Raw genomic sequence first — 25,432 nt, forward strand, 5'->3', positions numbered from 1 at the left:
GTCGCAGGGTGAAACGTGCTGCGGCCGCACATGAAACCCTGGCTGAGTGCGAAGACTCGCCGTCGGCGCCATGATCGCCGAGAATCGGGGCCGACCGCGCAAGATGCGACCGTTCCTCCGCCTTCCCTGGACCTGTGATGCCGGCCTTGCTGCAGCGACTCTCCCGCCCCGTGACCGCGCCGATCCGGCGCTGGGTACTGGAGGCCTTCCCGCGCGGGCAGAGCGGCATCGATTACGACCATCCGCAGGGTGATCCGGGCTGGTTCGGCCCGGACAGCGTGACCTGGCGCGTGCATGCCGAGCTGCCGTCGATGCTTGCCGGCGGCCTGTGCGCATTGATGCTGCAGACCCTGCACCCACGCGCGCTGGCCGGGGTCTACGACCATTCCAACTTCCGCCAGGACCTGGTGGGCCGGCTGCGCCGCACTACGGCCTTCGTGGCCGGCACCAGCTATGCGCCCACCGGTGAGGTGGAAGCGCTGGTGGCCAGGGTGCGCCGCATCCACGCGCAGATCCGCGGCCGCACCGCGCAGGGCGAGCCCTATGCCGCCGACGATCCGCAACTGCTGACCTGGGTCCATGTGACCGAAGCCTTCGGGTTCCTGCAGGGCTTCCGCCGCTATGGGCGCGAGGTCCCCGCGCACATCGCCGACCGCTACTACGATGAGTACCGCTGCGTGGCCGAGGCGCTGGGTGCGGTGGATGTACCGCGCAGCGAAGCGGAGGTGGCGGCGTATTTCTGCGCGCGGCAGCCGGAACTGCGCGTGGATGATCGCTCGCGCGAGGTGCTGGAGGTGCTGTCCGGCGTGCGCCTGCCGGTCCCGGTGCCGGGGCTGTCGCGCGACGTGTTCCTGGGGGCGGGCGCGGCGTTGCTGCCGGACTGGGCCGCAGGCATGCTCGAGCGCAGCGGCCGCCAGCGCGCGCAGGCGGCGGCATCGGCGAAGCTGATGCAGGGCATGGCACCGCTGTTCCGCCGCGCGCTGCCCGATGGCCTGGCCAGCCATGCCTGCGCGCGCATGGGCGTACCGGTGGAGATCCTGCGGGCGTGGCCCGCGGATGCCTGGTAGGAGCCGACCCGGGTCGGCACGCGTTTCGTGCGGCACCGCAGAAGCGCCAATCCAGGGTGGATCTACCAGAGCGGATTCGGGGGTGGACCCACGCGATGCGTGGAGGGGCGTTACCCTGCCACCTTCAATCCACGCAGGAGCATCTCCAGCGCCGCCGTCGCCCGCCGCAGGCGCGCATCCCCCTCTTCGCCCTCGGCGATCCAGAACGCGGCCTCGGCCAGGCTGCCGTACACCAGCGACGCCAGCGCCTGCGCATCTACCGATGCCACCATCCCCTGGGCGACCAGACGTTCGATCAGGTGCTGCATCGAGTGCACGCAGTGGCGCTGCGATTCCGGTGAGGCGCCGCCGAGTACCGCACGCGCATCGCGCAGTACGATGCGCTGTATCTCCGGTTCCAGGGCCATTTCCAGATAGGCGCGGCAACGCTGCACGAATCCCTCCCAGGCATCGTCGGCGGTGTCACTGATCGCCTGCAGGCGCAGGTCGGTCTCTTTGTCGAGCTGGGCAACCACGGCCGCAAGCAGGCCCTTCTTGTCCCCGAAGTGGTGGTACAGCGCACCGCGGGTCAGGCCCGCCTGGGCGGTCAGGTCGTCCATCGAGGTGCCCGCATAGCCGTGCTCGCTGAACAGCCGGCGGGCGGCAGCCAGCAGGGTGGCGCGGGTTTCTTCCATCTCGGCGCGGGTGCGACGAACCATTCGGAGCTCCTTACATACGCAGTGCATGATTATTTACATACGACGCGTATGAATGTAGCCTCTTATTCATACGCTGTGTATGTATTGTCGTGGCGCGCTGTGCGCCAGGCAAGTCGCTGCCTTGGAGAACTGATGGCTACCCCCTACCGCGACCTGTTCACTGCCCCCGGCACTGCCGGCCTTGCCCTGGCCGGGCTGGTGGCGCGCCTGCCGCTGCCGATGACCGGGATCGGCATCATCACCCTGCTGTCCCAGCTGCGTGGCAGCTATGCGCTGGCCGGTGCGGTGTCGGCCACCTTCGTACTGACCTACGCGCTGCTGTCGCCACAGGTGTCGCGCTGGGTCGACCGGCGTGGGCAAAACAAGGTGCTGCCGTGGGCCACTGCGGCCAGCGCGGCCGGTCTGTTGCTGCTGCCCGCATGCACGCTGCTGGCTGCGCCGGACTGGATGCTGTTCATTGCGGCGATGCTGTGCGGCTGCATGCCCAGCGTGTCGGCGATGGTGCGCGCGCGCTGGACCGCGATCCATCGCGGCCGTCCGCTGCTGCAGACCGCGTACTCGCTGGAGACGGTGTTCGACGAGGTGACCTTCATTGCCGGGCCACCGTTGTCGGTGGGACTGTCGGTGGCCGTATGGCCACAGGCGGGCGTTCTGGCGGCGGCCCTGCTGCTGGTGCTCGGGGTGACCGCACTGGTCCTGCAGCGCGGCACCGAACCGCCGCTGCAGCCCTGCGAGAGCGTCACCCCCGTGCGATCACTGCTGCGGCAGCCGGAAATCCGCCTGCTTGCGCTGTTGATGCTGGCGATGGGGATGATCGTCGGTACGGTCGACATCACCAGCGTCGCCTTCGCCGAACAGCGGGGACAGCCGCTTGCTGCCAGCGCGGTGCTGTCGGCCTATGCGCTGGGCAGCTGCGCGGCGGGCCTGCTGTTCGGTGCACGGACGCTGCAGATACCGCTACCGCGCCTGTTGCTGACCGGCGCAGCGGCCACCGCACTGGCCACGGTGCCGCTGCTGTGGGTCGGCAGCCTGCCGGCGCTGGCCCTTGCTGTGCTGCTGGCCGGGGTGTTCTTCGCACCGACGATGATCGTGGCGATGTCGCTGGTCGAACAACACGTGCCCGAATCGCGCCTGACCGAGGGCATGACCTGGCTGCTGGCCGGATTGAACATCGGCGTGGCGCTGGGCGCAGCGCTGTCCGGGCAGAGCGTCGATGCGGGGGGCGTGCGCAGCGGTTTTGTGGTGGCGCTGGCGGCAGGCGGCGGCGTGCTGCTGTTCGCCGTGCTCGCGCAGCGTGCGCTGCGCCCGTCTGCCGCGTCGAGATCGCCCGAAGGCATCATCCCATGAGCGCGTCATCGCCTGCGCATCCTGCGCCCGTGGCCCGCCATCGGTGGTGGGCGGTGTCCGCCGTGGGCCTCGCCACGTTCTCGGTGGTCACCACCGAAATGCTGCCGGTCGGGCTGCTGACCCCGGTCGCTGAAGATCTCGGCGCGTCCACCGGTACGGCCGGCCTGCTGATCTCGCTGCCGGCCCTGCTGGCGGCGGTGTTCGCACCGCTGGTGGTGATTGCAGCCGGTGGCATCGATCGTCGCCGCATCCTGTGCGCGCTGCTGGGCCTGCTGCTGGTCGCCAACCTTGCGTCGGCACTGGCACCGGGCATCGGCTGGCTGCTGGCCGCGCGCGTACTGGTGGGGTTCTGCATGGGTGGCATCTGGGCCATCGCCGGTGGGCTGGCAGCGCGCCTGATACCTGCGCAGCGCATTGGCCTGGCCACTTCGATCATCTTCGGAGGCGTGGCCGCAGCTTCGGTGCTGGGTGTTCCGTTGGGCGTGCTGATCGGGGATGCCTGGGGCTGGCGCAGTGCATTCATCGCGATGGCCTTGTTCAGCGCGGCAGTGATGCTGCTTCACGTGTGGGTGGTTCCGGCGCTGCCGGTCAGTACATCGGTGCGGCCACGGCAGTTCGCGCAGCAGCTCGGTCATCGCGGACTGCAGCGGGGACTTGGGCTGACCCTGCTGCTGGTGTCCGGGCATTTCATCGCGTTCACCTATGTGCGGCCGCTGCTGACATCCCTGTCGGGCGTGGACGCGTCATGGGTCGGCGCACTGCTGTTTGCCTACGGCCTGGCCGGCATCGTCGGCAACTTCCTGGCCGGGCCACTGGCAGCACGCCATCCACGCGGCACGCTGCTGGCCATCGCGTCCAGCCTGCTGCTGACGCCTGTGCTGTTCCTGTGGATGGGAAGTACACCGGCCGGTGGCAGCGTGTTGATGCTGGTGTGGGGCCTGGCCTATGGCGGCGTGTCGGTCGGTCTGATGGGCTGGATGATGAAAGCGGTGCCGCAGGCCGTGGAGATCGCCACCGCGCTGTACGTGGGGGTGTTCAACATCGGCATCGCATTGGGCGCCTGGGGTGGTGGTCGCCTGCTGGATGGCATCGGGCTGCACGCCACGCTTTGGGCTGCGGCGGTGTTGGCGGGGAGTGCTCTGCTGATGGTTGCCACCACCCGCAGGTAGAGCCGCGCCGTGCGTGGATTCCCAGCCTGTGCCGACCAAGGTCGGCACCCACCAGAGCGGTGCATGTGCCGACCAAGGCTGGCCGCCACCTGAAATGAAACGGGCGCCTTGCGGCGCCCGTTCCGGTTACATCACCACACCTTGACCCGCTTGTCCGGGGCCAGGTACAGCTTCTGGCCTTCCTTCACCTCGAACGCCGGATACCAGGCGTCGATGTTGCGCACGGTCAGCGCGCGGAACTGGCCCGGTGCATGCACGTCGGTCAGCAGCGAATTGCGCAGCGCCTGCTCGCGGCTCTTGCTGCGCCACGCCTGGGCGAAGCCGAGGAAGAAGCGCTGGTCCGGGCTGAAGCCTTCCAGGGTCTGGCCCGGCTTGCCCTGCAGCGACAGCTGGTAGGCATCGTAGGCGGTACCCAGTCCGGCCACGTCGGCGATGTTCTCGCCCAGGGTCAGCTTGCCGTTCACATGCACGCCGGGGAACGGCTCGTAGCTGCTGAACTGCGCGGCGAGTGCATCACCGGCCGCGTTGAACTGCTTCAGGTCTTCGTCGGTCCACCAGTTGTGCAGCTTGCCGGTCTCGTCGAACAGCGCACCGGCGTTGTCGAAGCCGTGGCTGATCTCGTGGCCGATCACCGCACCGATCGCACCGTAGTTCACCGCGTCGTCGGCGGCGCCGTCGAAGAACGGCGGCTGCAGGATCGCGGCCGGGAACACCAGGCGGTTTTCCAGCGGCACGTTCATCGCATTGATGGTCTGCGGCAGCATCGCCCACTCGCTGTGGTCGACCGGCTTGCCCAGCTTGGCGATGTTGCGCTGGTACTCGAACAGCTCGGCGCGCTGTGCATTGCCCAGCGGGTCATCACGACGGATCTCCAGGCCGGTGTAGTCGCGCCACTTTTCCGGATAGCCCATGCCCACGGTCAAGCCGGCCACCTTGGCCTTGGCATGTGCCTTGGTCTGCGGTGACATCCACGCCAGTGCGTCGATGCGCTTGCTGAAGGCGGCGATGATGTTCTTCGCCATCTCGTCCGCGCGTTCCTTGGTCCTGGCGTCGAAGTGCTTCTCGACGTAGCGCTTGCCGATGGCCTCGCCGACCGCATGGTTGGCATCGTCCACCGCGCGCTTCCAGCGATCGCTCTGCTGTGGCGTGCCGCTCAGCGCGGTGCCATGGAAGGCGAAGCGGGCGTCGGCGAACTTCTTCGGCAGGTAAGCGGCGGCACGGTCCAGCGCGTGGAACGCCAGGTAGTCCTTCCACGCGTCCAGCGGCTCGGTGGCGACCAGCCGGGACAGGCCGGCCACGGCCTTGGGCTGCCACACGATGAAGTCCTGCTGGTTGCCCAGTGCGGCTGCATCGAGGAAGGCGTTCCAGTCCAGGCCCGGCGCCTTGGCATTGAAGTCGGCCTGGGTCCAGGTATTGGCCCCCTTGGTCACGTCGTTGGTTTCTTCCTGGGTGGCATGCGCCTGCGCGATCTTGGTTTCCAGCGCGAGGATGCGCTGCGCCTTGCCGGCCGGGTCGGCGACGCCGGCCAGCTGCAGCATCTGCGCGATGTAGGCCTGGTACTGCTTGCGCAGCTCGGCCATGCGGCCATCGCCCAGGTAGAAGTCGCGGTCGGGCATGCCCAGACCGCCCTGCACCAGGTACGGCGCGGTGCGGTCCGGTTGCAGCATGTCCACCGACACCCACAGGCCGAACAGGCGGTCGGTGTAGAAGTTGGTGGCATTGAGCAGGTCGACGTCGGCGCGCAGGTCGCCGCCGAGGGCCCGCGCCAGCCCGGCCTTGTCGGCGATCGCATCGATGGCCTTCAGCTGCGGCTGCACCGGCGCCAGACCGTGTTGCTCAATGCCGGCTTCGTCCATGTAGGCGGCGTAGTAGTCGCCGATCAGCTTGTCGTCGCCGCTGGCCTGGGTGTTGCCGGCAGCCCCTTCCAGGATGGCGCGGGTGTCGGCCAGGGTCTTCTCGGCAATGACATTGAAGCTGCCGAAGCGCGAGCGGTCGGCCGGAATCTCGGTGTTCTTCACCCAGGTGCCGTTGGCGAAGCCGAAGAAGTCGTCGCCGGCGGCGATGCTGCGGTCCATGCCGCTGGCATCGAAGCCGAAACTGCCCAGCATCGGCTTGGCCACAGCGGGGGCGGCGTCGGCCGGGGCGGTGGCCGAGGCGGCCGGGTCGGCCGGGCGGTCACAGGCGGCCAGGGACAGGCTGGCGACGATGGCCAGCGCCAGGGTGGGACGGCGCAGCTTGGACATGGACTTCTCTTGCGGCGGAAAACACCAAGTCTAATCCGCTCCAGCGCCGCTGGCCGCTCCCCTGCGGTGCCTGCCCTGTGCAGGATCTGGCTGAACGCGCAGCGGCGATCTTCACGCCGTCACCGGGGTGGTGCATGCTGGACCCTCGAGCCCTGCGCGGACACGGGGAGGTGGCCATGCAGGACGGGGTCAGGCGTCAAGAATGGCGTCCGCCGGCCGTTGAGGTCGGGGACGTGGAGGATTCGTTCGCGCATGAAGCCAGCCGACTGCACAAGGAACATCAACCGATGCCCGCGCTGAAGCGGGCGTTGGCCCGGCCGTTGCGCGCCATTACCTGGGGCGGCGTGCTGCTGGGCGTGCTGCTGGTGGCCGGCCTGACCCTGATGCTGGTCAACGACCACCACCGCCGCCTGGAAGCGGCGCAGCGGCAGAGCCGCGCGCTGGCGGTGGGCAGCGAGCGCCTGCTGGCCCTGGAGCTGCGCAACCTGGAGCGGGCCATGTCCGGTATCGCCGCCGATGCCGCGGAACTGTTCCGCAGTGTGCCGGCGCAGGCGCCGGCCCTGCTCGATGCGTCCATTGGAGGGGTGCTGCGCCGGCACGCCGAACTGCACAGCATCGTGGTGCTCGACAGCTATGGCCGCGCATTGACGGCCGGCAAGGGCGACCTGCAGTTGCCGCTGTGGACCGATCCGCAACGGCGCGGCCCGGGCAGCGCGCTGTACATCGGCCCGCCGCAGCGCGCCAGCGACGGGGGCTGGGTGGTCCCGCTGGCGCTGCCGATGGCCGATGGGCGCTGGCTGCTGGCACGGCTGCGCTGTGGCGAACTGCAGCGCATCGTCGGCGGCCTGGATGTCGGCCCCAACGGATTGGTCTCGATCAGCGACGCCCAGGGCTACATGCTGGCCCGCGTACCCGATCCGCATGGCACGGTGGGCCGCCGCTATGACCTGCCGCGCCGGGACCTGCTCGGCACGCAGGCAGTGGTCGAGCTGGGCAGTATGCCCGGCGTCGTCGACGGCGTGCCACGCATCCTCACCATCAGCACGCTCGAACGCAGTCCGCTGGCGGTACAGGTCGGGTTGGCCGACGAGGACGTGCTGGCACCCTGGTGGCCGTACCTGCAGGCCTCGGTGGCGATCGTGCTGGCCTACATCGTGGTGTTGCTGGTGCTGCTGTACGCCGTCCGCCGCAGTACCCGCAGCCAGCAGGCGATGGCCGAGGAGCTGAAGGCCGGCCATGCCGAGCTGCGCCTGGCGCACCAGGTCGGGCGTGTCTGCACGTGGTACGTGGATGAGGACGCCGCGCTGCTGCGCTGGTCGCCGCTGGCCCGCGAGATCTTTGGGGTACAGACCGACGCCTTGCCGGTTGCGGATTTCTTCGCGCGCGTGCATCGCGATGATGCCGCGCGCCTGCAGCAGGCGTTCGACCAGGCCTTCGCCGGCGGCGCGGTGCTCGACCAGGTGTTCCGCCTGGTGCTGCCCGGAGGCGAGGTGCGCTGGGTCGGCGCGCGTGGGCAGCGGGTGGAAGTGGCCGACAGCGAGCGGCGCATGATCGGTGCACTGACCGACCTGAGCGAACGCTATCAGGCGCGCGAGCAGATGAGCGAAGTGGAACGCCGCTTCCGCCTGCTGTTCGACCGCAATCCGGCGCCGTTCTGGGTGTTCGACCCGGATACGCTGCGCTTCATCGAGGTCAACGACGCTGCGGTGCGCCAGTACGGCTACAGCCGCGACGAGTTCCTGGCGATGAGCATCCTCGACATCCGCCCGCGCGAAGGCTGGGACGAAGTGCGTGGTGCCATCCAGCGGGCGCAGGTGGGCGATCCGCCCGACGCGACCGTGCGCCTGCACCGGCGCAAGGACGGCAGTGTGTTCGAGGTGCGCGCACACCTGTCCAAGCTCGATTTCGATGGGCAGCCTGCGTGCCTGGTGCTCGCCGAGGATGTCAGCGAGCGGCTGGCCTACGAGCGCGACCTGGCCTACCAGGCACGGCACAACCCGGCCACCGGCCTGCTCAATGTGCGCGCCCTGACCGAGCAGCTGGACGAACAGGACGCCGGCTATACCATCGCCTTCGTGCAGCTGCGCGGCCTGCAGCTGGTGGCCGACACGCTCGGTCGCGAGATCGGTGATGCGGTGCTGCAGTCGATGGCGACCCGGCTCGGGGGCCTGGGCGCGCGCTGTGGCACGCTGGCGTTCCAGCCCGCCGAGGACTTCGTGTTCGCCATCGGTGCCGAGCACGATACCCAGCGCGTGCTGGACGACCTGCTGCAGATCGTGTCGGCGCCGATGCGCGGCAAGGACTCGCTGCACCAGTTCGAGCCGCGTATCGGCGTGGCGGTGCACATCGCCGGTGACGGGCACACGGCCGAGCAGGTGATCGGCATGGCCGCGCAGGCCGCGCATGCGGCGCGCGCCGAGGGCAACGTGGTGGTCTGGTTCGACGCGGCCGTGACCACGCGCCTGGCCGACCGCCTGCGCCTGGCCGGGCGCATCCATGCCGCCATCGACAACGAATTCCAGCTGTATTTCCAGCCGATCCGGCATGCCAGCGACGGCAGCCCGGCAGCGCTGGAGGCACTGCTGCGCTGGCCGCAGGCCGATGGCAGCTTCATCCCGCCCAACGAGTTCATCCAGCTGTGCGAGGACACCGGGTTGATCCTGGCGCTTGGCCGCTGGGTGATCCGCGCGGCGGCGAAGGCGCAGCGCCGTCTGGTCGACGCCGGGTGGGGCGAGCTGCCGATCGCGGTCAACGTGTCTGCGGTGCAGTTCTTCAACAGCGATCTGGTGGCCGAATTCACCCGTGCCCAGCAGGACTTCGGCCTGGCCCGCGGCGCGCTGCACGTGGAGCTGACCGAGAGCAGCCTGATGCGCAAGCCGGCGCAGGCGATGCAGACCATGCAGCGCCTGCATGAGCAGGGCATCCGCGTGTCGCTGGATGATTTCGGCACCGGCTATTCCAGCATGTCCTACCTGCAGCACCTGCCGCTGGACATCCTGAAGATCGACCGCAGCTTCGTCGCCGACGTGGAAACCAACCCACGCAATGCCTCGATCTGCCGCGCGCTGTTGTCGCTGGGGCACAGCATGGGCCTGACCATCATCGCCGAGGGCGTGGAAACGCCGGGGCAGCTGGACTGGCTGGCCGCGCACGGCTGTGACCAGGTGCAGGGCTATCTGCTGGGGCGGCCGGCGCCGCTGGAGCGGATCATCGACGCGCTGGATGAAGTCGCCGCCTAAGTGGTAGTGCCGGCCGCTGGCCGGCATTCGCCCAGGACCGGGAGGTGTCTGATTGCCGGCCAGCGGCCGGCACTACCGGCAAACGCCAGACTCGGCTACACCCCGCTTTCCACCAGATGGTCGATGAAACTGCGCACCTTCGGTGCGAGGTGGCTGCGGCTGGTATAGACGGCGAAAATGCCGATCGGCGAGGCCTCCCATTCGGGCAGCACGCGCACCAGGCGGCCATCGGCCAGCGCGTCTTCCAGCAGGAAATCCGGTTGCAGGATCACGCCCATGCCGGCGATCGCCGCTTCGCGCAGCACGTCGCCGTTGTTGGCGTGCAGCAGGCTGTTCACCGCCACCTTGACCTCGCCGCCAGGCCCCTGCAGCGGCCAGTGGTCACCGGCGGCCCAGTAGCTGTAGCTCAGGCAGGCGTGGGCCTGCAGCTCCTGCGGATGCTGCGGGGTGCCGCGCGCGGCCAGGTAGGCCGGCGCCGCGCACAGGCTCACCCGTGACTCGCCCAGGCGGCGCGCAATCAGCGCCGGGCTCGGTTCGCGGGTGATGCGGATGGCCACGTCGTAGCCTTCCTCGACCATGTCGACCAGGCGGTCGGACAGGGCCAGGTCCAGTTCCACCTGCGGGAAGCGCTCGCGGTAGCGGGCCAGCAGCGGGCCGAGGCGGGCGATGCCCCAGCTGACGGGGGCGTTGATGCGCAGCGTCCCGGAAGGCTCCAGTGCCTGCGCGCCGATGCTGGCCTCCAGCGCATCGAACTCGGCCAGCAGGCGCACGCACTGCGCGTAGTAGGCGGCGCCGGCACTGGTCGGGCTGACCCGGCGCGTGGTGCGGTGGAGCAGGCGGGTGGACAGGCGTTTTTCCAGCGCAGCGACCTGGCGGGTGACGCCGGCGGTGGACAGGTCCAGGGCCTGGGCGGCGGCGCTGAAGCCATTGCGTTCGACCACCGCCACGAACACGCGCATCGCCTCGAGAGTGTCCATTGTTGCGCCTTTTGAAATAAATACGGTCAAACGATCGTATTTATCGGTCCACGAACGCGCAATAACCTGTCTCCACTCCCCTCAAGGTGTTTTGCCATGCACACCACGACCGCTCCTGTCTCGTCGCTGGCCCCGTACGGTGCCACCCTGCTGCGCCTGGCCCTGGGCGTGCTGTTCCTGGTCCACGTCCTGACCAAGCTGCTGGTGTTCACCCCGGCCGGTACTGCCGCGTTCTTCGAATCGCTGGGCCTGCCTGGGGTACTCGGCTATCTCACCCTCGGCGTCGAACTGGCGATCAGCGCCGCGCTGCTGCTGGGCATCTACGCGCGCTGGGTGGGCCTGATCGGCGTGCCGCTGCTGCTGGGCACCATCGTCACCGTGCACGGCGCCAACGGCTTCGGCTTCGCCAATGCCGGCGGCGGCTGGGAATACCCGGCGTTCTGGGCGCTGGCGCTGGTGGTGCTGTTCCTGATCGGCGATGGCAAGTGGACCCTGCGTTCGCGCTGATCGCCGCCCGACCCTGCAACTGGAGCCTTCCATGTCCCGCCTGCCTTCGCTGTACATCTCCCACGGTTCGCCGATGACCGCCCTGCATCCGGGCCAGGTCGGCGTGCGCCTGGCCGAGCTGGCGCGCGACCTGCCGACGCCGCGTGCCATCGTGATGGCCTCGGCGCACTGGCTGGGCCGGCAGCCGCTGGTCGGTGCGCACCCGCAGCCGCCGACGATCCACGACTTCGGCGGCTTCCCGCGCGCGCTGTTTGAACTGCAGTACCCGGCGCCCGGCGATCCGGCGCTGGCCGAAGAGGTGGCCGGCCGCATCGCCGCCGCCGGGCTGCCGGTGGCGCTCGACCCGCAGCGTGGCCTCGACCACGGTGCCTGGGTGCCGTTGCGGCTGCTGCGCCCGCAGGCCGACATCCCGGTGGTGCCGGTATCGATCCAGCCGCTGCTCGGCCCCGAGCATCAGTTCGCGCTGGGCCGCGCGCTGGCGCCGCTGCGCGAACAGGGCGTGCTGCTGGTCGGTTCGGGCAGCATCACCCACAACCTGCACGACTGGGGCGATTACCAGGACGGCAAGGAAGCACCGTATGTGCGGCCCTTCATCGAGTGGGTGGAGCAGCGGCTGGCCGCCGATGACCGCCAGGCGCTGTTCGACTACCGCCGGCAGGCCCCGTTCGCCGAGCGTGCGCACCCGACCGACGAGCACCTGCTGCCGCTGTTCTTCGCGATGGGTGCGGCCGGCGAGGGCGGTTTCGGTGCGCGCCGCATCGACGCCGGCATCGATGCCGGCTTCCTGGCCATGGATCTGTACCGCTTCGACGGGGCATGAGCCGGGGCTGACGCGCGGCGGCTGCGGCCGTCGCGGCCAGGGCCGCATGTGGTAGTTTTTTCCGGGTTTCCGGCGCTGGCCCTCGTGCCTCCCCACGCGCCGCTTCCTGGAAGAAGCATGCATACCATCGAAGTCGTCCTGGCGATGCTGGTGGCCGTTGTCGCCAGCGGCTACCTGGTTCGCGTCCTCCCGTTCTCGCTGCCGCTGCCGTTGGTGCAGATCGGCCTGGGGGCGGTGATTGCCGGCGTGTTCAACCGCGGCCACGCGCTGGAGCCGGAAGTGTTCTTCCTGCTGTTCCTGCCGCCGCTGCTGTTCCTGGATGGCTGGCGCATTCCCAAGCAGGGCCTGTTCCGCGACAAGGGGGCGATCCTCGAACTGGCGTTCGGCCTGGTGGTGTTCACCGTGATCGGTGCCGGCCTGCTGATCCACTGGATGATCCCGGTGATGCCGCTGGCGGTGTGCTTCGCGCTGGCGGCCATCGTCTCGCCGACCGACCCGGTGGCGGTGGGCGCGATTGCTTCGAAGGCACCGATTCCCAAGCGCCTGATGCACATCCTGGAAGGCGAATCGCTGCTCAACGATGCCTCCGGCCTGGTCTGCTTCCGCTTCGCGGTGGCGGCGGTGATGACCGGTTCCTTCTCGCTGGCCACGGCCTCGCTGACCTTCCTGTGGGTCGCAGTGGCCGGCCTGGCCGTGGGCGTGGCGGTTACCCTCGGCGTGTCCACGTTCCAGCGCTGGTTGTGGCGCCGCTTCGGCGAGGAGCCGGGTGCGGCGATGCTGGTCAACCTGCTGATCCCGTTCGCGGCCTACCTGCTGGCCGAAGAAATCCATGCCTCGGGCATCCTCGCTGCGGTCGCCGCCGGCATCGCAATGAGCTACGTCGAGCTGACCGGCCGTGTCTCCGGCAGCATGCGCGTGCAGCGCGCGGGTGTCTGGAACATGCTGCAGTTCAGCTTCAACGGCATCATGTTCGTGCTGCTGGGCGAGCAGTTGCCGGGCATCGTCGAGCGCGCCACCACCACCATGAACGAGTCCGGCCACCAGAGTGCATGGTGGCTGCTGGTCTACGTGGTGGTGATCAACCTGGCGCTGATCCTGCTGCGCCTGCTGTGGGTATGGCTGTCGCTGCGCTGGAACCTGCTGCGTGCGCGCCGTCGTGGCCTGGAGCGGGGCGAGGCGCCGAACTGGCGCATCGTGGTGGCGACCTCGGTGGCCGGCGTGCGCGGCGCGATCACCCTGGCCGGTGTGTTGACCCTGCCACTGTTCCTGCCCGACGGCAGCGCGTTCCCGGCGCGCGACCTGGTGATCTTCCTGGCCGCGGCGGTGATCCTGTTCTCGCTGGTCGGCGCCAGCGTGGCGCTGCCGCAGCTGCTGAAGGGCCTGCAGCTGCCGGCCGATTCGGGCGAGCGCAAGGAAGAGGACCTGGCACGCCGGCTGTCGTCCAAGGCCGCGCTGGCCGGGGTCGAGCGCATGCGCCAGCAGTTGGTGATGAACCAGAACACCGAGAACGTGCAGCTGTACAACGACGCTGCCTCGCGGGTGAGCCTGCTGTACCAGCGGCACCTGGAGAAGGACAACGACGGCCCCGACGTGGACCCGGAGAAGGTGCGGCGCATGGAGCTGGGTTACCGCCAGCTGCGCAGCGCCGGCCTCAATGCCGAGCGTGAGGAACTGTTCCGGCTGACCCGGCGCGGGGTGATCTCCGATGAGATCTCGCGGCGCCTGATCCGCAACCTGGACCTGCTGGAATCGCGCAAGCGCGAATGACCGTGTACCCCGGGTGGGTGCGGACCTTGGTCCGCACACCGTTCAGGCCTTACTCCGGCTTCTGGTCCAGGAAATACACCTCGACCTTGCCCTTGACCTTGATGGTCATCGGGTTGCCACGGCGGTCGCGGGCCTTGCCGGCCTGCACGCGGATCCAGCCTTCGCTGACCGAGTATTCCTCGACGTTGTCGCGCTCGACGTCGTTGAAACGCACGCCGACGCCGCGCTCCAGCGCCTGCGCATCATGGAAGGGGCTGGCCGGGTTGATCGCCAGGTGGTCGGGAGGGATATCGCTCATCGCTTCATTCACAGTGACGGCCACCAAGGCCGGCTTCAGCGGCACAGGATAAACCGTAGAATGCCGACCTGCCCCAGAGGACGTTCCGCCATGCCCGACAACAGCGACTATTTCGACTTCGAGGAAGACATCCACGACTTCGACGAGGAGGGCTTCGAGGCGCGGGTCTGGAACCTGCTGGTGCTGATCAACCCGGGCGACGAAGAGCTGGCCCTGCAGCAGTTCAACCGCTGGCGCGAGCACCTGTCCGAGGACGGGCAGCCGCTGGAAGCGGACAGCGACTGGCTGCCGGCGCTGTTCACCGCCATTGCCTGGCAGTCCGGTTTCGATGTGGAGCGGGATGACCTGGAATCGCTGCAGTCGGCGGTCAACGAGCTCTCGGCGCGCTTCAACCTGCAGCTGGACTGGGGCGGGGACCTGGACGACGAGGACTTCGCCGAGGGCCTGGACGGCGTGCAGCTGATGTCCACCGCTTTCGACCGCCTGCGCGAGCACAACTACACGCTGTGGAGCGTGGATGCCGGCAGTGACGGCTTTACCGGGGTGATGGCATTGACCCGCGACGACGATGCGATGCTGGCGCTGTGCTCGCTGCTGAACGTGGAAATCCGGCTGGGCAGCGACCCGTTCTGAGCGATGGACCGATCCGCCGGGCGCGGCCTGACGGGTTGATCCGCTGAGGACGACCCGACGGGGTAGAGTCGACTGTCAGTCGACTATTCACGCGCAGCGCGGGGTTCTCGCGGCCGGATGGGAGAGCAGTCGACTAACAGTCGACTCTACCCCGCCGGTGCCGGTTGGTGTCCGGCGAACCCGCGGCGCGGCCTACGGCCGGTACTGCGCCCGGGCGTTGGCGATCACCGCTTTGACCAGTTCGCGGTCGGCATGCCGCGAAATCGCTTGCGCGCCGAGCGCGATCGCCTGTGCGCGCAGCTCGGCAGTGACATCGTAATGGGCACCGCTGGCCTTGTTCTGGAAGGCCCGCGGTGGAATGCCGAGCTGCGCCGCCATGGCGTGCAGCTCGGCCAGGGTGTCGGCCATCAGGTGCGCCCAGCGCTGTCCGCGCCAGGGATGCACCGCGTCATCGACGTAGACCGTCACCGCCGCGGCCGGTTCAGGCCTGCGGCTTGCCGTCGCTGTCAGCGGCCGGGGCGGCGTCGGCAGCAGCTTCAACCACGTCGCCTTCGGCGGCCGCAGCGGCTTCTTCGCCTTCTTCGGCTTCCACGGTCTCGAACTCGGCGACCAGCTTGTCCAGGTACTCGTCAGCGGTCTGATCGGATTCGGCGGCCAGGGTGTCCAGCAGCGACTTCAGCAGTTCGGAATATTCCAGGTTGACCTTGCGGCCTTCCTTTTCCTGCACGTTGGACAGGTGCTTGAGCATGGCCAGCATCGGCACCGGGTTCTCGGCATTGCCCATGGTCTGGCCGCCGATGGCCAGCAGCCACTCACGGCCCTGCAGGCCGATGGCCGCCACCACCTGGCCGTCTTCGTTGGTCAGCACGGCATGGTTCTGCACCTGCTGCTGGGCGTTCAGGCGGAGGAACGGGCGCTTGCCCTGCTGCTTCTTGCGCTTGTCGCGCTTGGCCTTGGAATTCTGGGACATGGGGGTGGAATCACCTGGAAACGGAAAGACCACCATTGTAGCGGGTGCGCCGGGGGATGCCCCTGGTGGGTGCGGACCTTGGTCCGCACGCTTTCCCGGATGTGCGGACCAAGGTCCGCACCCACCGTCTACTTTGCCTCACCCTGCGCGGCCTGCACGTCCGGGTCGGCGGTCGGCGCCGACAGCCCCACCTGCGGCCCGGCGCCGGCCAGCGCGGCCGCTTCGGCGGCCTGGGTCATCACCACGATGCTGATACGGCGGTTGATCGGGTTCTGCGGGTCGGCCTTGTCGAACAGCACTGACGAGGACAGGCCGACCACGCGGGTGATCTTGCTGTCCTCCAGGCCGCCGTCCACCAGTGCACGTCGTGCAGCGTTGGCGCGGTCGGCGCTCAGTTCCCAGTTGCCGTAGCCGCGTGCGGCCGAATAGGCGGTGATGTCGGTGTGGCCGGTCAGGCTGATCCGGTTCGGCACGTGGTTCAGGTAGTTGGCCAGCTCGTGCAGGATCTGTTGCGTGTACGGCTTCAGCGTAGCGCTGCCGAGGTCGAACATCGGCCGGTTCTGCTTGTCCACGATCTGGATGCGCAGGCCTTCCGGGGTCAGGTCCAGCAGCAGCTGGTCCTTGAACGGTTCCAGTGCCTGGCTCTTGCTGATCGCTTCCTGCAGCTCCTTCATCAGCGCTTCCAGCTGCTGCTTGTCGCGCTGCTGCTGGTCCACCGGCTGCGGCACCGCTTCCTTCTGGTTCTGGAAGGGATCGTTGCTGCTGCCGCGCGAGATGTCGGTGGCGCCGCCCAGCTTGATCATCGAGGTGCTGGCGCCGCCCGGGCCGGCCATGCCGGGCGCCGGCGTGGCGTTCTGCCCGCTCAGCGGGCTGGGGTTGCGGAAGTACTCCGAAATGGCCGCACGGTCGTTCTTGTTGGTGGTGGCCATCAGCCACAGCACCAGGAAGAAGGCCATCATCGCGGTCACGAAGTCGGCATAGGCCACCTTCCACGACCCGCCGTGGTGAGCGGCGTGGCCGGCTTTCTTGACCCGGCGGACGATGACGGTGGGCTTGTTCTCGGCCATGGCTTACTTGACCGTCTTCAGGTGCTGCTCGAAATCGGAGAAGGCCGGGCGCACGTTCGACGGCAGCGTCTTGCGGGCGAATTCCAGCGCGATCTTCGGGTTGTAACCGCGCAGGCAGGCCAGCAGGGCAGTCTTGACCGATTCGTAGATGCGGCTGTCCTGCTCGGCGCGTGCCTCCATGGCGGCGGCCATCGGGCCGACGAAGCCGTAGCCGAGCAGGATGCCGAGGAAGGTGCCGACCAGTGCACCGGCCACGTGGCCACCGACCTCGACGATGTCGCCGCCGATCGAGCCCATGGTGATGACGATGCCCAGCACCGCCGCGACGATGCCGAAACCGGGCAGTCCGTCGGCGACCTTGGTCAGCACCTGCGACGGTGCCATGGCCTCGGCGTGGTGCTTCTCCAGTTCCAGCTCCAGCAGCGGCTCGAGCTCGTGCGGCTCGATGTTGCTGCCGATCATCAGGCGCAGGCAGTCGGTGATGAAGTCGATCAGGTGGTGGTCGGCCTGCACCTTGGGGTAGTTGGCGAACAGGGCGCTCTCGGCCGGCCGCTCGACATGGTCTTCCAGGGCCATGAAGCCTTCGCGGCGGGCCTTGTTGAGCAGTTCATAAAGCAGGCTGAGGACATCGATGTAGTCCTGCTGCTTGTAGCGCGGGCCCTTGAACACGCCGACCATGGCCTGCAGGGTCTGCTTGACCGTCTTGGCCGGGGTGCCGACCAGGAACGCGCCCAGTGCGGCGCCGCCGATGATGACCAGCTCGTAGGGCTGCCAGAGGGCACCCAGGCGGCCGTGGGCACCGAGGTAGCCCCCGATCACGCTGATGATGACGACCAGGAATCCAACGATGATGAGCATGGGGCGACGCAGGGAGGGGGGATATCTCCTTGTCGGCCCGTCGCCCGGTTTTCTGAAGAGGGAATTCTGTGAAATCGGTCAGCGGGGTGTTTCAGCCCGCCACACCGGCTTCGGCACCGCCACGCTGCAGCGGATCGGGCCAGGGCTCGCCGGTGCCGACGAACGAAAGTGAGACGGAGTTCAGGCAGTGGCGCTCGTAGGTGGGCGGCGGACCGTCCGGGAACACGTGGCCCAGGTGGCTGCCGCAGCGGGCGCAGGTGATCTCGGTGCGCACCATGCCATGGCTGGTATCGCGGATCTCGCGCACGTGCGCCGGGTCGAACGGGGCGAAGAAGCTGGGCCAGCCGGTGCCGGAATCGAACTTGGTGCTGGAGCGGAACAGCGGCAGGGCACACAGCCGGCAGCAGTAGACGCCCTCGCGCTTGTTGTCGAGGAACACGCCGCAGAAGGGCGCCTCGGTACCGTGCTGCAGCAGCACGCGGCGCTCTTCGCTGCTGAGGCCGGCGACCAGCGCCTCGGTCTGGGTGGCAGTAGGGGGCGTCAGGTCGAAGGCAGTCATGCCGGCTCTCCGTGGGGTCGATGGCCTGGGATGCCGGACAACGTGGGGGTCGTGGCGCGCGCTTGCAAGTGTGATGGCCGTTCATGGGCGGCACACAGGCGCGGGCGCAAGGTGACTGCGATCCACGCCGGAGCGTGCCATGAAACCGACCCTTCCCCTGCTGTTGATCGCCCTGATGCCGGCACTGGCGCAGGCCCAGGTGCCCACGGCCGACCCGACCGCCACCCGCAGCGCGACCCGCGTGGCCCCGCCGCCGGTGGCACCCCCGCCACAAGCGGCCCGGCCGCAGCCGCAGGTGCTGCCGTCGCCGCAGCCCACGCAGCCGATCAAGTCCACCGGTCCGGCCCAGGTCGCGCCCGCCCCGGCGCCGAAGCCGGCTGACAAGGTCTATGACCGCAACGGCCGCATCGTGCCCGGGGTCCGCCCGGCCGGCCCGAACCGCGTGTTCGATTCGCGCACCGGTCGTTATTACGACAGCGTGCCGGCCGGCGATGGCCAGCAGATCAAGCGCTGACGCGGCCGCAGGCCCGGCGGGCGGACGCGGTGGCCTGAACGCACGAAAACAACGGTCTGCCAATCACTGCTTTTTCGCCTGCGATTAACCGCTGCCGGACCACCGTGGCCGTGCGCCGGCATTCCGCCGCCGCGTGTCCTTCGTCCACTGGATCGCGATCATGAAAAACCAGCAGAACCGTCATCCCGGCAAGGAACCGCAGGGCCGCAACCCGCAGCAGCAACAGCAGCAGCAACAGCAGCAGCAACAGCAGATGGAGCCGCAGCAGCACAAGGGCGGCAAGCCGCAGGAACAGCGCTCGCAGAAGCATCCGCAGCAGCGCTAACTGTCGCCATGACCGGGGTCAGGGCCCGCTGCGCGGGATCCGACCCCTTGCCGGATGCCGACCGGGGTCGGATCCCGCGCCGCGGGCTCTGACCCCATCCGGTTCCCAGCTTCAATCCGGAATCGGCAGGCTCAGCGTCTCTTTCACTTCTTCCATCACGATGTAGCTCTTCGATTCCCGTACATGCGGCAGCGTCAGCAACGTGCTGCCCAGCAGCTTGCGGTACGAGGCCATCTCGCTGATCCGCGCCTTCAGCAGGTAATCGAAGTCGCCCGACACCAGGTGGCACTCCAGCACGTTGGGAAGCTTCAGCGCCGCGCGCCGGAACTCCTCGAAGATGTCCCCGGACTTGTAGGCCAGGCTGATCTCCACGAACACCAGCAGGCTGGCCTTCACTGCCGCCGGGTCGAGGTGGGCGTGGTAGCCGGTGATCACCCCTTCGCGCTCGAGCCGGCGCACGCGCTCGGTGCACGGGGTGGTCGACAGGCCGACCCGTTCACCCAGTTCGGTGAAGGAAATACGGCCCTCGGCCTGCAGGATGCGCAGGATCTTGCGGTCGATCTTGTCCAGTTCGCGGGTCCGGGGGGCCATGGCCGTCAACCTCGGGGAATGAATTGCAGGAGAACATCCTGCCGGTTGATTGTAAATCAGGCAAATCGACTGGTATTGCCTGTCTATACTTCCCCAATTATGGTCCCCGCGCGCTCTGGTGCAGGGAATGATCGGGTTGGAGAATTCCCATGCGAGTCCTAGTTCTCGGCAGCGGCGTGATCGGCACCACCAGTGCCTGGTACCTGCGACAGGCCGGGTTTGAAGTCACGGTGATCGACCGCCAGCCCGGCCCGGCGCTGGAGACCAGCTTCGCCAATGCCGGCCAGCTGTCGTTCGGCTACACCTCGCCCTGGGCGGCCCCCGGCGTGCCGAAGAAGGCGATCGGCTGGCTGTTCGAGAAGCACGCGCCGCTGGCGATCAAGCCGGGCATGGACCTGGCCCAGTACCGCTGGCTGTGGCAGATGCTGCGCAACTGCACGCATGAGCGCTATGCGATCAACAAGGCGCGCATGGTGCGCATGTCCGAATACAGCCGCGACTGCCTGAACGAACTGCGCGCGCAGATCGGCATCGAATTCGAAGGTCGCGACCTGGGTACCACCCAGCTGTTCCGTACCCAGCAGCAGCTGGACGCGTCGGCGCAGGACATCGAGATCCTGGCCCAGTACGGCGTGCCGTACGAGGTGCTGGACCGCGCGGGCATCATCCAGGCCGAACCGGCCCTGGCCCATGTCGACGGCCTGGTCGGCGCACTGCGCCTGCCGCGTGACCAGACTGGCGACTGCCAGCTGTTCACCCGCCGCCTGGCGCAGATGTGCGTGGATGCCGGCGTCGAATTCCGCTTCGACCAGGACATCACCGGCCTGGAGTTTGACGGCGACCGCATCACCGGCGTGCGCATCGACGGCAAGCGGGAAACCGCCGACCGCTTCGTGGTCGCGCTCGGCAGCTACTCGCCGGCACTGGTTGCACCGCTGGGCATGCGCCTGCCGGTCTACCCGCTGAAGGGCTATTCGCTGACCCTGCCGATCACCGACCCGGCGATGGCGCCGACCTCGACCATCCTCGACGAGAGTTACAAGGTGGCGGTGACCCGCTTCGACGACCGCATCCGCGTCGGTGGCATGGCCGAAGTGGCCGGTTTCGACCTGTCGCTGTCGCAGCGCCGCCGCGAAACCCTGGAACTGGTGGTCAGCGACCTCTACCCGAAGGGCGGTGACCTGTCGCGCGCGCAGTTCTGGACCGGCCTGCGCCCGGCCACGCCCGATGGCACGCCGGTGATCGGCGCCACGCCGTTCCGCAATCTCTACCTCAACACCGGCCACGGCACGCTGGGCTGGACCATGGCCTGTGGCTCGGGCCGCTACCTGGCCGACCTGATGAGCGCGCGCCAGCCGCAGATCAGCACCGAAGGTCTGGATATTTTCCGCTACGGCCAGTACGGTCACGCGCCGCAACACGAGAACCGCACATGCGTCCTGCCCGCGCGCTGATCGATCTGGGCGCCCTGCGCAGCAACTACCGGTTTGCCCGTGAACTGGGCGGTGGCAAGGCCCTGGCGATCATCAAGGCTGATGCTTATGGGCATGGCGCAGTGCGCTGTGCGCAGGCGCTGGAAGGCGAGGCCGATGGCTTCGGCGTGGCCACCATCGAAGAAGCGCTGGAGCTGCGCCAGGCCGGCATCCGAGCACCGATCCTGCTGCTGGAAGGCATCTTCGAGCCCAGCGACATGGCGCTGGTGGCCGAACACGATTTCTGGTTCGCCGTCGGTTCGCCGTGGCAGGTGGAGGCGCTGGCCGCCTTCGCCAGCCCGCGCCCGCTGACGGTGTGGCTGAAGCTGGACAGCGGCATGCATCGCCTGGGCCTGGACGTGGACAGCTTCCGCGCCGCGCATGCACGCCTGTCGACGCTGCCGCAGGTCGAACGCATCGTACTGATGACCCACCTGGCGCGCGCCGACGAGCTGGACAGCGAGCGCACCCACGAACAGGCCGCGACCTTCGCCCGCGCCATCGACGGCCTGCACGGCGAGACCAGCGTATGCAATTCGCCGGCACTGCTGGGCTGGCCGGATGTACGCAGCGACTGGGTGCGCCCGGGCCTGATGCTGTACGGCGCCAACCCGCTGCCGGACGACACCGCGTTGACCGAGCGCCTGCGCCCGGTGATGACGATGCAGTCGAAGGTGATTGCCGAACGCTGGATCGAGGCCGGCGAGCCGGTGGGGTATGGCGCGCGCTTCGTGGCGAAGGCGCGCACCCGCGTGGGCGTGGTCGCGCTCGGCTATGCCGACGGTTATCCGCAGTTCGCCCCCAACGGCACGCCGGTATTGATCGATGGCCAGCCCGGCGCACTGATCGGGCGCGTGTCGATGGACATGCTGACGGTGGACCTGACTGCGCACGCGCAGGCCGGCGTCGGCAGCGTGGTGGAACTGTGGGGCGCTGCGCCGACGCTGTCGGAACTGGCGCCGCGCTGTGGCGTGAGTGCCTACCAGCTGCCGTGCGCGGTCAAGCGTGTGGCGCGGGTGTACCAGGAGTGACGTAATGCCGGCCAGCGGCCGGCATTGCCAGGACCAGGGCTGGCGCCGGGCCATGCCCGGCGGTTGCCCATCATCGTGCAGCGGTAGCCCGCGTGCTCAGCTCGCGCTTCACCCAGTCGTCGATCAGGCGCTTCTCGTAGCGCAGCGGATCGCTGTCGCTCTTCAGCCCCAGGTTGTGCAGGTAGCCGGTGTCGCTGAGCTTGGCTTCGCCCTCATCGACGATGCGGCCGCTGGCGTCCTTCAGCGTGTACTGCAGGGTGATCCGCGGCGGATAGATGTCGCGCATGATCCGGATGTCGCTGCCCCGCGGGCCGTGCCAGGGCTCGTAGTCGCCCGCGCGCTTGATGTCGACCAGGGTCACGTCCAGGGTCTGCCCGGGCTGCAGCGGCTTGGCTGCGGTGGTCTGCACGTAGCTGGCCAGCTGCTGCACCCAGTTGCCGCGTTCGGCTTCGAAGCGGTTGGTGCTCTGGCGGATCTCGGTGAATGTGGCCGGATCGTCCCATTTCACGCTGACCGGCCCGTTGGCCTGCAGCGCACGGGGCGCGTCCGGATCAGTGACGGCGCGCGGCGCGGCGTTCGCGCTGCCGGCCATGAGGGCGCCTGCCAGCAGCAGGGCAGTGGCCAATGAGCGGTTCATGACGGTCTCCTGCGTCCCATCAATGGGGACGATGCGGTTCTCGGAGCGAGTGTGATCCCGCATTCCGGTGGCCGCAACGGCCGATTGCGACATACGCAAGAGCGGTTGCCGCCAATTCATCGTCGTCAACCATGACTGACGGCGCTTGACGCTGTGAATACGCCCTTTGGAAGATGCTGTGTCTCCAACCCGGCCCGTCCAGACGCCCTTGTCCACACTGCCGCCCCTAGTGGAGCGCCCACCGATGATGGTGCCGGCGCCCGAACCCGACCTGCATCATGGCGTGCTTGAACGCATCAACGCCGGTTTCTGCGTGATCCAGGTGCTGTTCGAGGGCGACCGTGCGGTCGACTATCGCTTCATCGAGGTCAACGACGCGTTCGAACGCCATACCGGCCTGAAGGACGCGCGTGGCCAGCGCATGACCGCGCTGGAACCCAACCATGAGCAGGACTGGTTCCGCATCTATGGCGAGGTCGCACGCAGCGGCCGCCCGGCCCAGTTCGAGATGGAAGCGCGTGCGCTGGGTCGTTCGTTCGCGGTCGACGCGGTGCGCGTGGGCCGGCCGGGCGAGGACAAGGTCGGCATCCTGTTCTTCGACATCACCGCGCGCAAGCAGATGGAAGTGGAGCTGGGCGAGAGCGAAGCGCGCTTCAGCGCACTGGCCGACGGCCTGCCGATGCCGGTGTGGGTGCTCGATGAGCGTGGGCACGCCCGTTTCGTCAACAGCGCTTTCAGCGAGTTCTTCGGCGGCGACGAGACGCGCGTTCCGGAAGACGTCTGGCGTGGCCTGGTGCATCCGGACGACGCCTCGGTGTTCGAATACGAACTCCAGGAGGCGTTGAAGGCGCAGCGCTCGATGCACGCGCTGGTGCGTGCGCGGCGTGCCGATGGCCAATGGCGCTGGCTGGAGATGAACGCCCGCCCGCGCTTCTCGCGCATGGGCCGCTTCATCGGCCTGGCCGGCAGCAGCCCGGACGTGACCGAACGCCGCGAGATCGAACTGGCCCGCGAGGAGCTGTTGCAGTCCGAGCGGGCCGCACGCAGTGCCGCGGAAAACATGGCGCGGCTGAAGGATGAGTTTCTGGCCACGCTGTCGCATGAACTGCGTACGCCGCTGACCACCATTCTTGGCTGGAGCGAACTGCTGCTGCAGCGCGTGGACGACACCAGTCCGCTGTACAAGGGCCTGAACGTGATCGCCAACAGCGCCGGCGCGCAGAAGCGGCTGATCTCGGACATGCTCGACCTCAGCAGCATGCTGCTGGGCAAGGTGCAGCTGGAGGTGGAAGTGCTGGACCTGCGCACCGTGCTTGGCGAAGCCATTGGTGCGCAGGAACTGGTCGCCGAAGGCAAGGCACTGGACGTGCACCTGCAGCTGCCCGAGCAGCCCAGCCTGGTGCTGGGTGATGCCACGCGCCTGCAGCAGGTGTTCTGGAACCTGCTCTCCAACGCCATCAAGTTCACCCCGGCCGAAGGCCGCATCGACCTGCAGCTGCAGGCCGACGGCAATCACTGGGTGATCACCGTGCGCGACACCGGCGACGGCATCGCGCCTGAATTCCTCAATCATCTGTTCAGCCGCTTCCGCCAGGCCGACGGCACCACCACGCGCCGCCACGGCGGGCTGGGGCTGGGCCTGGCGATCGTGCAGCAGCTGGTGGAACTGCACGGCGGCACGGTCACGGCGGCCAGCGAAGGGCATGGCCTCGGTGCCACGTTCACCGTGCGCCTGCCACAGCACCTTCCCGATGCCGAGCGGCGGCCACTGCGCGAAGTCATCAGCGGGCCGATCCTGGAGCCGGTGATCGTCGAACCGTATCCGCTGCGCGGCATGCACGTGCTGGCGGTGGAAGACCAGCCGGAAGTGCTGGAATACCTGCGCCGCATGCTGGAAGAGCAGGGCGCCAGCGTGTCCGCGGCCAGCTCGGCCGGCGAGGCGTTGGCGCTGCTGGCCGACACCGGCCATCTGCAGTACCACGTGCTGCTGACCGACATCGGCATGCCGGGCATGGATGGCTATGGCCTGGTGCGCACGCTGCGCGAGGACATGGGCGTGGATGCGGCGACCTTGCCTGCGGTGGCGGTGACTGCACTGGCGCGTGCCGACGACCGCCGCCGCGCGCTGGCATCGGGCTTCCAGGAGCATGTGGCCAAGCCGTACTCGGTAGCGCAGCTGGTGGCTGCCGTGCGCAAGGTGCAGGTGCCACGCGCGGACAACGCGCTGCACTGAGCATTCACGGACGATCGGCGATCCTGCAGCCAGGAGGTCGCCGATGTCCCGCATAGCTCCCCGTATCCATACCGATCCGGCGCAGATCGCGCGCCTGGAAGCCCTGCTGCCGCAGCTCGACGGCGAGACGCAGGTGGAACTGATCCTGCAGGACGGCCGTCGACTGCTCGGCACCGTCGCGGTGAGGCCGACGGTGCAGCAGTATCGCAACGAAGCCGGCGATGAAGGCAGCAACGGGCAGTTGCGCCTGGATGACTACGACACGCCGGTGCAGCAGCACCATGTGTGGCTGGACGAGATTGCCAGCATCCGCAGGTTGCCGCCGAGGGTCTGACGGCAGCCTGCTGGGCCCATCCACGCATGGCGTGGATCTACCAGAGGTTGCAGTAGAGCCACGCCATGCGTGGCTG

General features: G+C 68.3%; 25 protein-coding genes. 14 read left to right on the forward strand and 11 right to left on the reverse strand.

Annotated elements, in window-relative coordinates; translation table 11 throughout:
• Positions 1–137: 137 nt before the first annotated feature.
• Positions 138–1,067 (forward strand): oxygenase MpaB family protein, encoded by a 930-nt coding sequence (locus BLS66_RS06795; protein ID WP_074725494.1) that lies wholly within the window; start codon positions 138–140, stop codon positions 1,065–1,067.
• Positions 1,068–1,177: 110 nt separating this feature from the next.
• Here BLS66_RS06795 and BLS66_RS06800 read toward each other — a convergent pair whose 3' ends face one another.
• The gene (locus BLS66_RS06800; RefSeq protein ID WP_074725495.1) at positions 1,178–1,765 is read right to left on the reverse strand and encodes a TetR/AcrR family transcriptional regulator; all 588 of its coding nucleotides are present in this window, start codon (positions 1,763–1,765) and stop codon (positions 1,178–1,180) included.
• Positions 1,766–1,897: 132 nt separating this feature from the next.
• Here BLS66_RS06800 and BLS66_RS06805 point away from each other — a divergent pair, with 132 nt between their 5' ends.
• Together BLS66_RS06805 and BLS66_RS06810 are read left to right on the forward strand one after the other, a co-directional pair.
• Positions 1,898–3,112, forward strand: coding sequence for an MFS transporter (locus BLS66_RS06805; RefSeq protein WP_074725496.1), 1,215 nt, complete (start codon positions 1,898–1,900; stop codon positions 3,110–3,112).
• Positions 3,109–4,281: an MFS transporter gene (locus tag BLS66_RS06810; RefSeq protein WP_074725497.1), complete on the forward strand. Its 1,173-nt coding sequence runs from the start codon at positions 3,109–3,111 to the stop codon at positions 4,279–4,281. Before BLS66_RS06805 ends, BLS66_RS06810 begins: the two co-directional genes overlap by 4 nt.
• A 131-nt stretch (positions 4,282–4,412) precedes the next feature.
• Here the strand turns inward: BLS66_RS06810 and BLS66_RS06815 are convergent, their stop codons facing one another.
• Positions 4,413–6,524 carry a M13 family metallopeptidase gene (locus tag BLS66_RS06815; RefSeq protein WP_074725498.1) on the reverse strand — a complete coding sequence of 704 codons (2,112 nt, stop codon included), beginning with the start codon at positions 6,522–6,524 and terminating at the stop codon, positions 4,413–4,415.
• A 176-nt stretch (positions 6,525–6,700) separates the two neighbouring features.
• Here BLS66_RS06815 and BLS66_RS06820 point away from each other — a divergent pair, with 176 nt between their 5' ends.
• Positions 6,701–9,763 (forward strand): bifunctional diguanylate cyclase/phosphodiesterase, encoded by a 3,063-nt coding sequence (locus BLS66_RS06820; RefSeq protein WP_049464556.1) that lies wholly within the window; start codon positions 6,701–6,703, stop codon positions 9,761–9,763.
• A gap of 95 nt (positions 9,764–9,858) precedes the next feature.
• Here BLS66_RS06820 and BLS66_RS06825 read toward each other — a convergent pair whose 3' ends face one another.
• Positions 9,859–10,740 carry a LysR family transcriptional regulator gene (locus BLS66_RS06825; protein WP_053462055.1) on the reverse strand — a complete coding sequence of 294 codons (882 nt, stop codon included), beginning with the start codon at positions 10,738–10,740 and terminating at the stop codon, positions 9,859–9,861.
• Between the two features lie 96 nt (positions 10,741–10,836).
• Between BLS66_RS06825 and BLS66_RS06830 the strand changes: the two genes are divergently transcribed.
• From BLS66_RS06830 to BLS66_RS06840, 3 genes are all read left to right on the forward strand, one after another.
• Positions 10,837–11,247 carry a DoxX family protein gene (locus BLS66_RS06830; RefSeq protein ID WP_074725499.1) on the forward strand — a complete coding sequence of 137 codons (411 nt, stop codon included), beginning with the start codon at positions 10,837–10,839 and terminating at the stop codon, positions 11,245–11,247.
• Positions 11,248–11,278: 31 nt separating this feature from the next.
• Positions 11,279–12,067 (forward strand): dioxygenase family protein, encoded by a 789-nt coding sequence (locus BLS66_RS06835; protein ID WP_049464550.1) that lies wholly within the window; start codon positions 11,279–11,281, stop codon positions 12,065–12,067.
• 117 nt (positions 12,068–12,184) lie between these two features.
• A complete protein-coding gene (locus BLS66_RS06840; RefSeq protein WP_005415111.1) occupies positions 12,185–13,834 on the forward strand; it encodes a Na+/H+ antiporter in 1,650 nt (549 codons plus the stop codon).
• 49 nt (positions 13,835–13,883) lie between these two features.
• Here BLS66_RS06840 and BLS66_RS06845 read toward each other — a convergent pair whose 3' ends face one another.
• Positions 13,884–14,132 carry a DUF3297 family protein gene (locus BLS66_RS06845; protein WP_074725500.1) on the reverse strand — a complete coding sequence of 83 codons (249 nt, stop codon included), beginning with the start codon at positions 14,130–14,132 and terminating at the stop codon, positions 13,884–13,886.
• A gap of 90 nt (positions 14,133–14,222) precedes the next feature.
• Here BLS66_RS06845 and BLS66_RS06850 point away from each other — a divergent pair, with 90 nt between their 5' ends.
• Entirely contained in the window at positions 14,223–14,765 is a 543-nt protein-coding gene (locus BLS66_RS06850) for a DUF6630 family protein (RefSeq protein WP_032959249.1), read from the forward strand.
• 192 nt (positions 14,766–14,957) lie between these two features.
• Here the strand turns inward: BLS66_RS06850 and BLS66_RS06855 are convergent, their stop codons facing one another.
• The 5 genes from BLS66_RS06855 to msrB form a co-directional block, all read right to left on the reverse strand.
• Positions 14,958–15,233 carry a DUF4031 domain-containing protein gene (locus tag BLS66_RS06855; protein ID WP_014035835.1) on the reverse strand — a complete coding sequence of 92 codons (276 nt, stop codon included), beginning with the start codon at positions 15,231–15,233 and terminating at the stop codon, positions 14,958–14,960.
• 13 nt (positions 15,234–15,246) lie between these two features.
• Complete coding sequence (locus BLS66_RS06860) at positions 15,247–15,735, reverse strand: hypothetical protein (RefSeq protein ID WP_057494270.1); 489 nt, start codon at positions 15,733–15,735, stop codon at positions 15,247–15,249.
• Between the two features lie 128 nt (positions 15,736–15,863).
• Positions 15,864–16,802, reverse strand: coding sequence for a flagellar motor protein MotB (motB, locus tag BLS66_RS06865; protein WP_057494271.1), 939 nt, complete (start codon positions 16,800–16,802; stop codon positions 15,864–15,866).
• 3 nt (positions 16,803–16,805) lie between these two features.
• Positions 16,806–17,660, reverse strand: a complete 855-nt coding sequence (gene motA, locus BLS66_RS06870; protein WP_014645799.1) for a flagellar motor stator protein MotA — start codon at positions 17,658–17,660, stop codon at positions 16,806–16,808.
• A gap of 91 nt (positions 17,661–17,751) precedes the next feature.
• Positions 17,752–18,219 (reverse strand): peptide-methionine (R)-S-oxide reductase MsrB, encoded by a 468-nt coding sequence (gene msrB, locus BLS66_RS06875; RefSeq protein ID WP_049464541.1) that lies wholly within the window; start codon positions 18,217–18,219, stop codon positions 17,752–17,754.
• Positions 18,220–18,358: 139 nt separating this feature from the next.
• Here msrB and BLS66_RS06880 point away from each other — a divergent pair, with 139 nt between their 5' ends.
• Both BLS66_RS06880 and BLS66_RS06885 read left to right on the forward strand, forming a co-directional pair.
• Entirely contained in the window at positions 18,359–18,733 is a 375-nt protein-coding gene (locus tag BLS66_RS06880; RefSeq protein ID WP_053462059.1) for a hypothetical protein, read from the forward strand.
• Positions 18,734–18,866: 133 nt separating this feature from the next.
• Complete coding sequence (locus BLS66_RS06885) at positions 18,867–19,058, forward strand: hypothetical protein (protein ID WP_049464536.1); 192 nt, start codon at positions 18,867–18,869, stop codon at positions 19,056–19,058.
• A gap of 111 nt (positions 19,059–19,169) precedes the next feature.
• On the opposite strand, the gene BLS66_RS06890 is transcribed toward BLS66_RS06885, so the two are convergent.
• Positions 19,170–19,649 carry a winged helix-turn-helix transcriptional regulator gene (locus tag BLS66_RS06890; protein WP_049464533.1) on the reverse strand — a complete coding sequence of 160 codons (480 nt, stop codon included), beginning with the start codon at positions 19,647–19,649 and terminating at the stop codon, positions 19,170–19,172.
• A gap of 149 nt (positions 19,650–19,798) precedes the next feature.
• Between BLS66_RS06890 and BLS66_RS06895 the strand changes: the two genes are divergently transcribed.
• Positions 19,799–21,103: a D-amino acid dehydrogenase gene (locus tag BLS66_RS06895; protein WP_057494273.1), complete on the forward strand. Its 1,305-nt coding sequence runs from the start codon at positions 19,799–19,801 to the stop codon at positions 21,101–21,103.
• A complete protein-coding gene (gene alr / locus BLS66_RS06900) occupies positions 21,082–22,152 on the forward strand; it encodes an alanine racemase (RefSeq protein ID WP_049464532.1) in 1,071 nt (356 codons plus the stop codon). Before BLS66_RS06895 ends, alr begins: the two co-directional genes overlap by 22 nt.
• 70 nt (positions 22,153–22,222) lie before the next feature.
• Here alr and BLS66_RS06905 read toward each other — a convergent pair whose 3' ends face one another.
• Positions 22,223–22,789: a DUF3016 domain-containing protein gene (locus BLS66_RS06905; RefSeq protein ID WP_049464530.1), complete on the reverse strand. Its 567-nt coding sequence runs from the start codon at positions 22,787–22,789 to the stop codon at positions 22,223–22,225.
• Positions 22,790–23,033: 244 nt separating this feature from the next.
• Between BLS66_RS06905 and BLS66_RS06910 the strand changes: the two genes are divergently transcribed.
• Together BLS66_RS06910 and BLS66_RS06915 are read left to right on the forward strand one after the other, a co-directional pair.
• Positions 23,034–25,022: a hybrid sensor histidine kinase/response regulator gene (locus BLS66_RS06910; protein ID WP_057494275.1), complete on the forward strand. Its 1,989-nt coding sequence runs from the start codon at positions 23,034–23,036 to the stop codon at positions 25,020–25,022.
• Between the two features lie 43 nt (positions 25,023–25,065).
• Positions 25,066–25,356 carry a DUF3247 family protein gene (locus BLS66_RS06915; protein WP_053462065.1) on the forward strand — a complete coding sequence of 97 codons (291 nt, stop codon included), beginning with the start codon at positions 25,066–25,068 and terminating at the stop codon, positions 25,354–25,356.
• Positions 25,357–25,432 lie beyond the last annotated feature (76 nt).

The organism is Stenotrophomonas pavanii (assembly GCF_900101175.1).
In the GTDB taxonomy this organism is placed as follows: domain Bacteria; phylum Pseudomonadota; class Gammaproteobacteria; order Xanthomonadales; family Xanthomonadaceae; genus Stenotrophomonas; species Stenotrophomonas pavanii.

What these genes read in the sequence shown, in the direction of transcription:
- BLS66_RS06850 (WP_032959249.1), top strand. Translation starts at nt 14,223, where the DNA reads ATGCCCGACAACAGCGACTATTTCGACTTCGAGGAAGACATCCACGAC.
- msrB (WP_049464541.1), bottom strand. Translation starts at nt 18,219, where the DNA reads ATGACTGCCTTCGACCTGACGCCCCCTACTGCCACCCAGACCGAGGCG.
- motB (WP_057494271.1), bottom strand. Translation starts at nt 16,802, where the DNA reads ATGGCCGAGAACAAGCCCACCGTCATCGTCCGCCGGGTCAAGAAAGCC.
- BLS66_RS06910 (WP_057494275.1), top strand. Translation starts at nt 23,034, where the DNA reads ATGATGGTGCCGGCGCCCGAACCCGACCTGCATCATGGCGTGCTTGAA.
- BLS66_RS06795 (WP_074725494.1), top strand. Translation starts at nt 138, where the DNA reads ATGCCGGCCTTGCTGCAGCGACTCTCCCGCCCCGTGACCGCGCCGATC.
- BLS66_RS06895 (WP_057494273.1), top strand. Translation starts at nt 19,799, where the DNA reads ATGCGAGTCCTAGTTCTCGGCAGCGGCGTGATCGGCACCACCAGTGCC.
- BLS66_RS06805 (WP_074725496.1), top strand. Translation starts at nt 1,898, where the DNA reads ATGGCTACCCCCTACCGCGACCTGTTCACTGCCCCCGGCACTGCCGGC.
- alr (WP_049464532.1), top strand. Translation starts at nt 21,082, where the DNA reads ATGCGTCCTGCCCGCGCGCTGATCGATCTGGGCGCCCTGCGCAGCAAC.
- BLS66_RS06825 (WP_053462055.1), bottom strand. Translation starts at nt 10,740, where the DNA reads ATGGACACTCTCGAGGCGATGCGCGTGTTCGTGGCGGTGGTCGAACGC.
- BLS66_RS06840 (WP_005415111.1), top strand. Translation starts at nt 12,185, where the DNA reads ATGCATACCATCGAAGTCGTCCTGGCGATGCTGGTGGCCGTTGTCGCC.
- BLS66_RS06820 (WP_049464556.1), top strand. Translation starts at nt 6,701, where the DNA reads ATGCAGGACGGGGTCAGGCGTCAAGAATGGCGTCCGCCGGCCGTTGAG.
- BLS66_RS06890 (WP_049464533.1), bottom strand. Translation starts at nt 19,649, where the DNA reads ATGGCCCCCCGGACCCGCGAACTGGACAAGATCGACCGCAAGATCCTG.
- BLS66_RS06915 (WP_053462065.1), top strand. Translation starts at nt 25,066, where the DNA reads ATGTCCCGCATAGCTCCCCGTATCCATACCGATCCGGCGCAGATCGCG.
- BLS66_RS06860 (WP_057494270.1), bottom strand. Translation starts at nt 15,735, where the DNA reads ATGTCCCAGAATTCCAAGGCCAAGCGCGACAAGCGCAAGAAGCAGCAG.
- BLS66_RS06800 (WP_074725495.1), bottom strand. Translation starts at nt 1,765, where the DNA reads ATGGTTCGTCGCACCCGCGCCGAGATGGAAGAAACCCGCGCCACCCTG.
- BLS66_RS06905 (WP_049464530.1), bottom strand. Translation starts at nt 22,789, where the DNA reads ATGAACCGCTCATTGGCCACTGCCCTGCTGCTGGCAGGCGCCCTCATG.
- BLS66_RS06830 (WP_074725499.1), top strand. Translation starts at nt 10,837, where the DNA reads ATGCACACCACGACCGCTCCTGTCTCGTCGCTGGCCCCGTACGGTGCC.
- BLS66_RS06815 (WP_074725498.1), bottom strand. Translation starts at nt 6,524, where the DNA reads ATGTCCAAGCTGCGCCGTCCCACCCTGGCGCTGGCCATCGTCGCCAGC.
- motA (WP_014645799.1), bottom strand. Translation starts at nt 17,660, where the DNA reads ATGCTCATCATCGTTGGATTCCTGGTCGTCATCATCAGCGTGATCGGG.
- BLS66_RS06810 (WP_074725497.1), top strand. Translation starts at nt 3,109, where the DNA reads ATGAGCGCGTCATCGCCTGCGCATCCTGCGCCCGTGGCCCGCCATCGG.
- BLS66_RS06880 (WP_053462059.1), top strand. Translation starts at nt 18,359, where the DNA reads ATGAAACCGACCCTTCCCCTGCTGTTGATCGCCCTGATGCCGGCACTG.
- BLS66_RS06845 (WP_074725500.1), bottom strand. Translation starts at nt 14,132, where the DNA reads ATGAGCGATATCCCTCCCGACCACCTGGCGATCAACCCGGCCAGCCCC.
- BLS66_RS06835 (WP_049464550.1), top strand. Translation starts at nt 11,279, where the DNA reads ATGTCCCGCCTGCCTTCGCTGTACATCTCCCACGGTTCGCCGATGACC.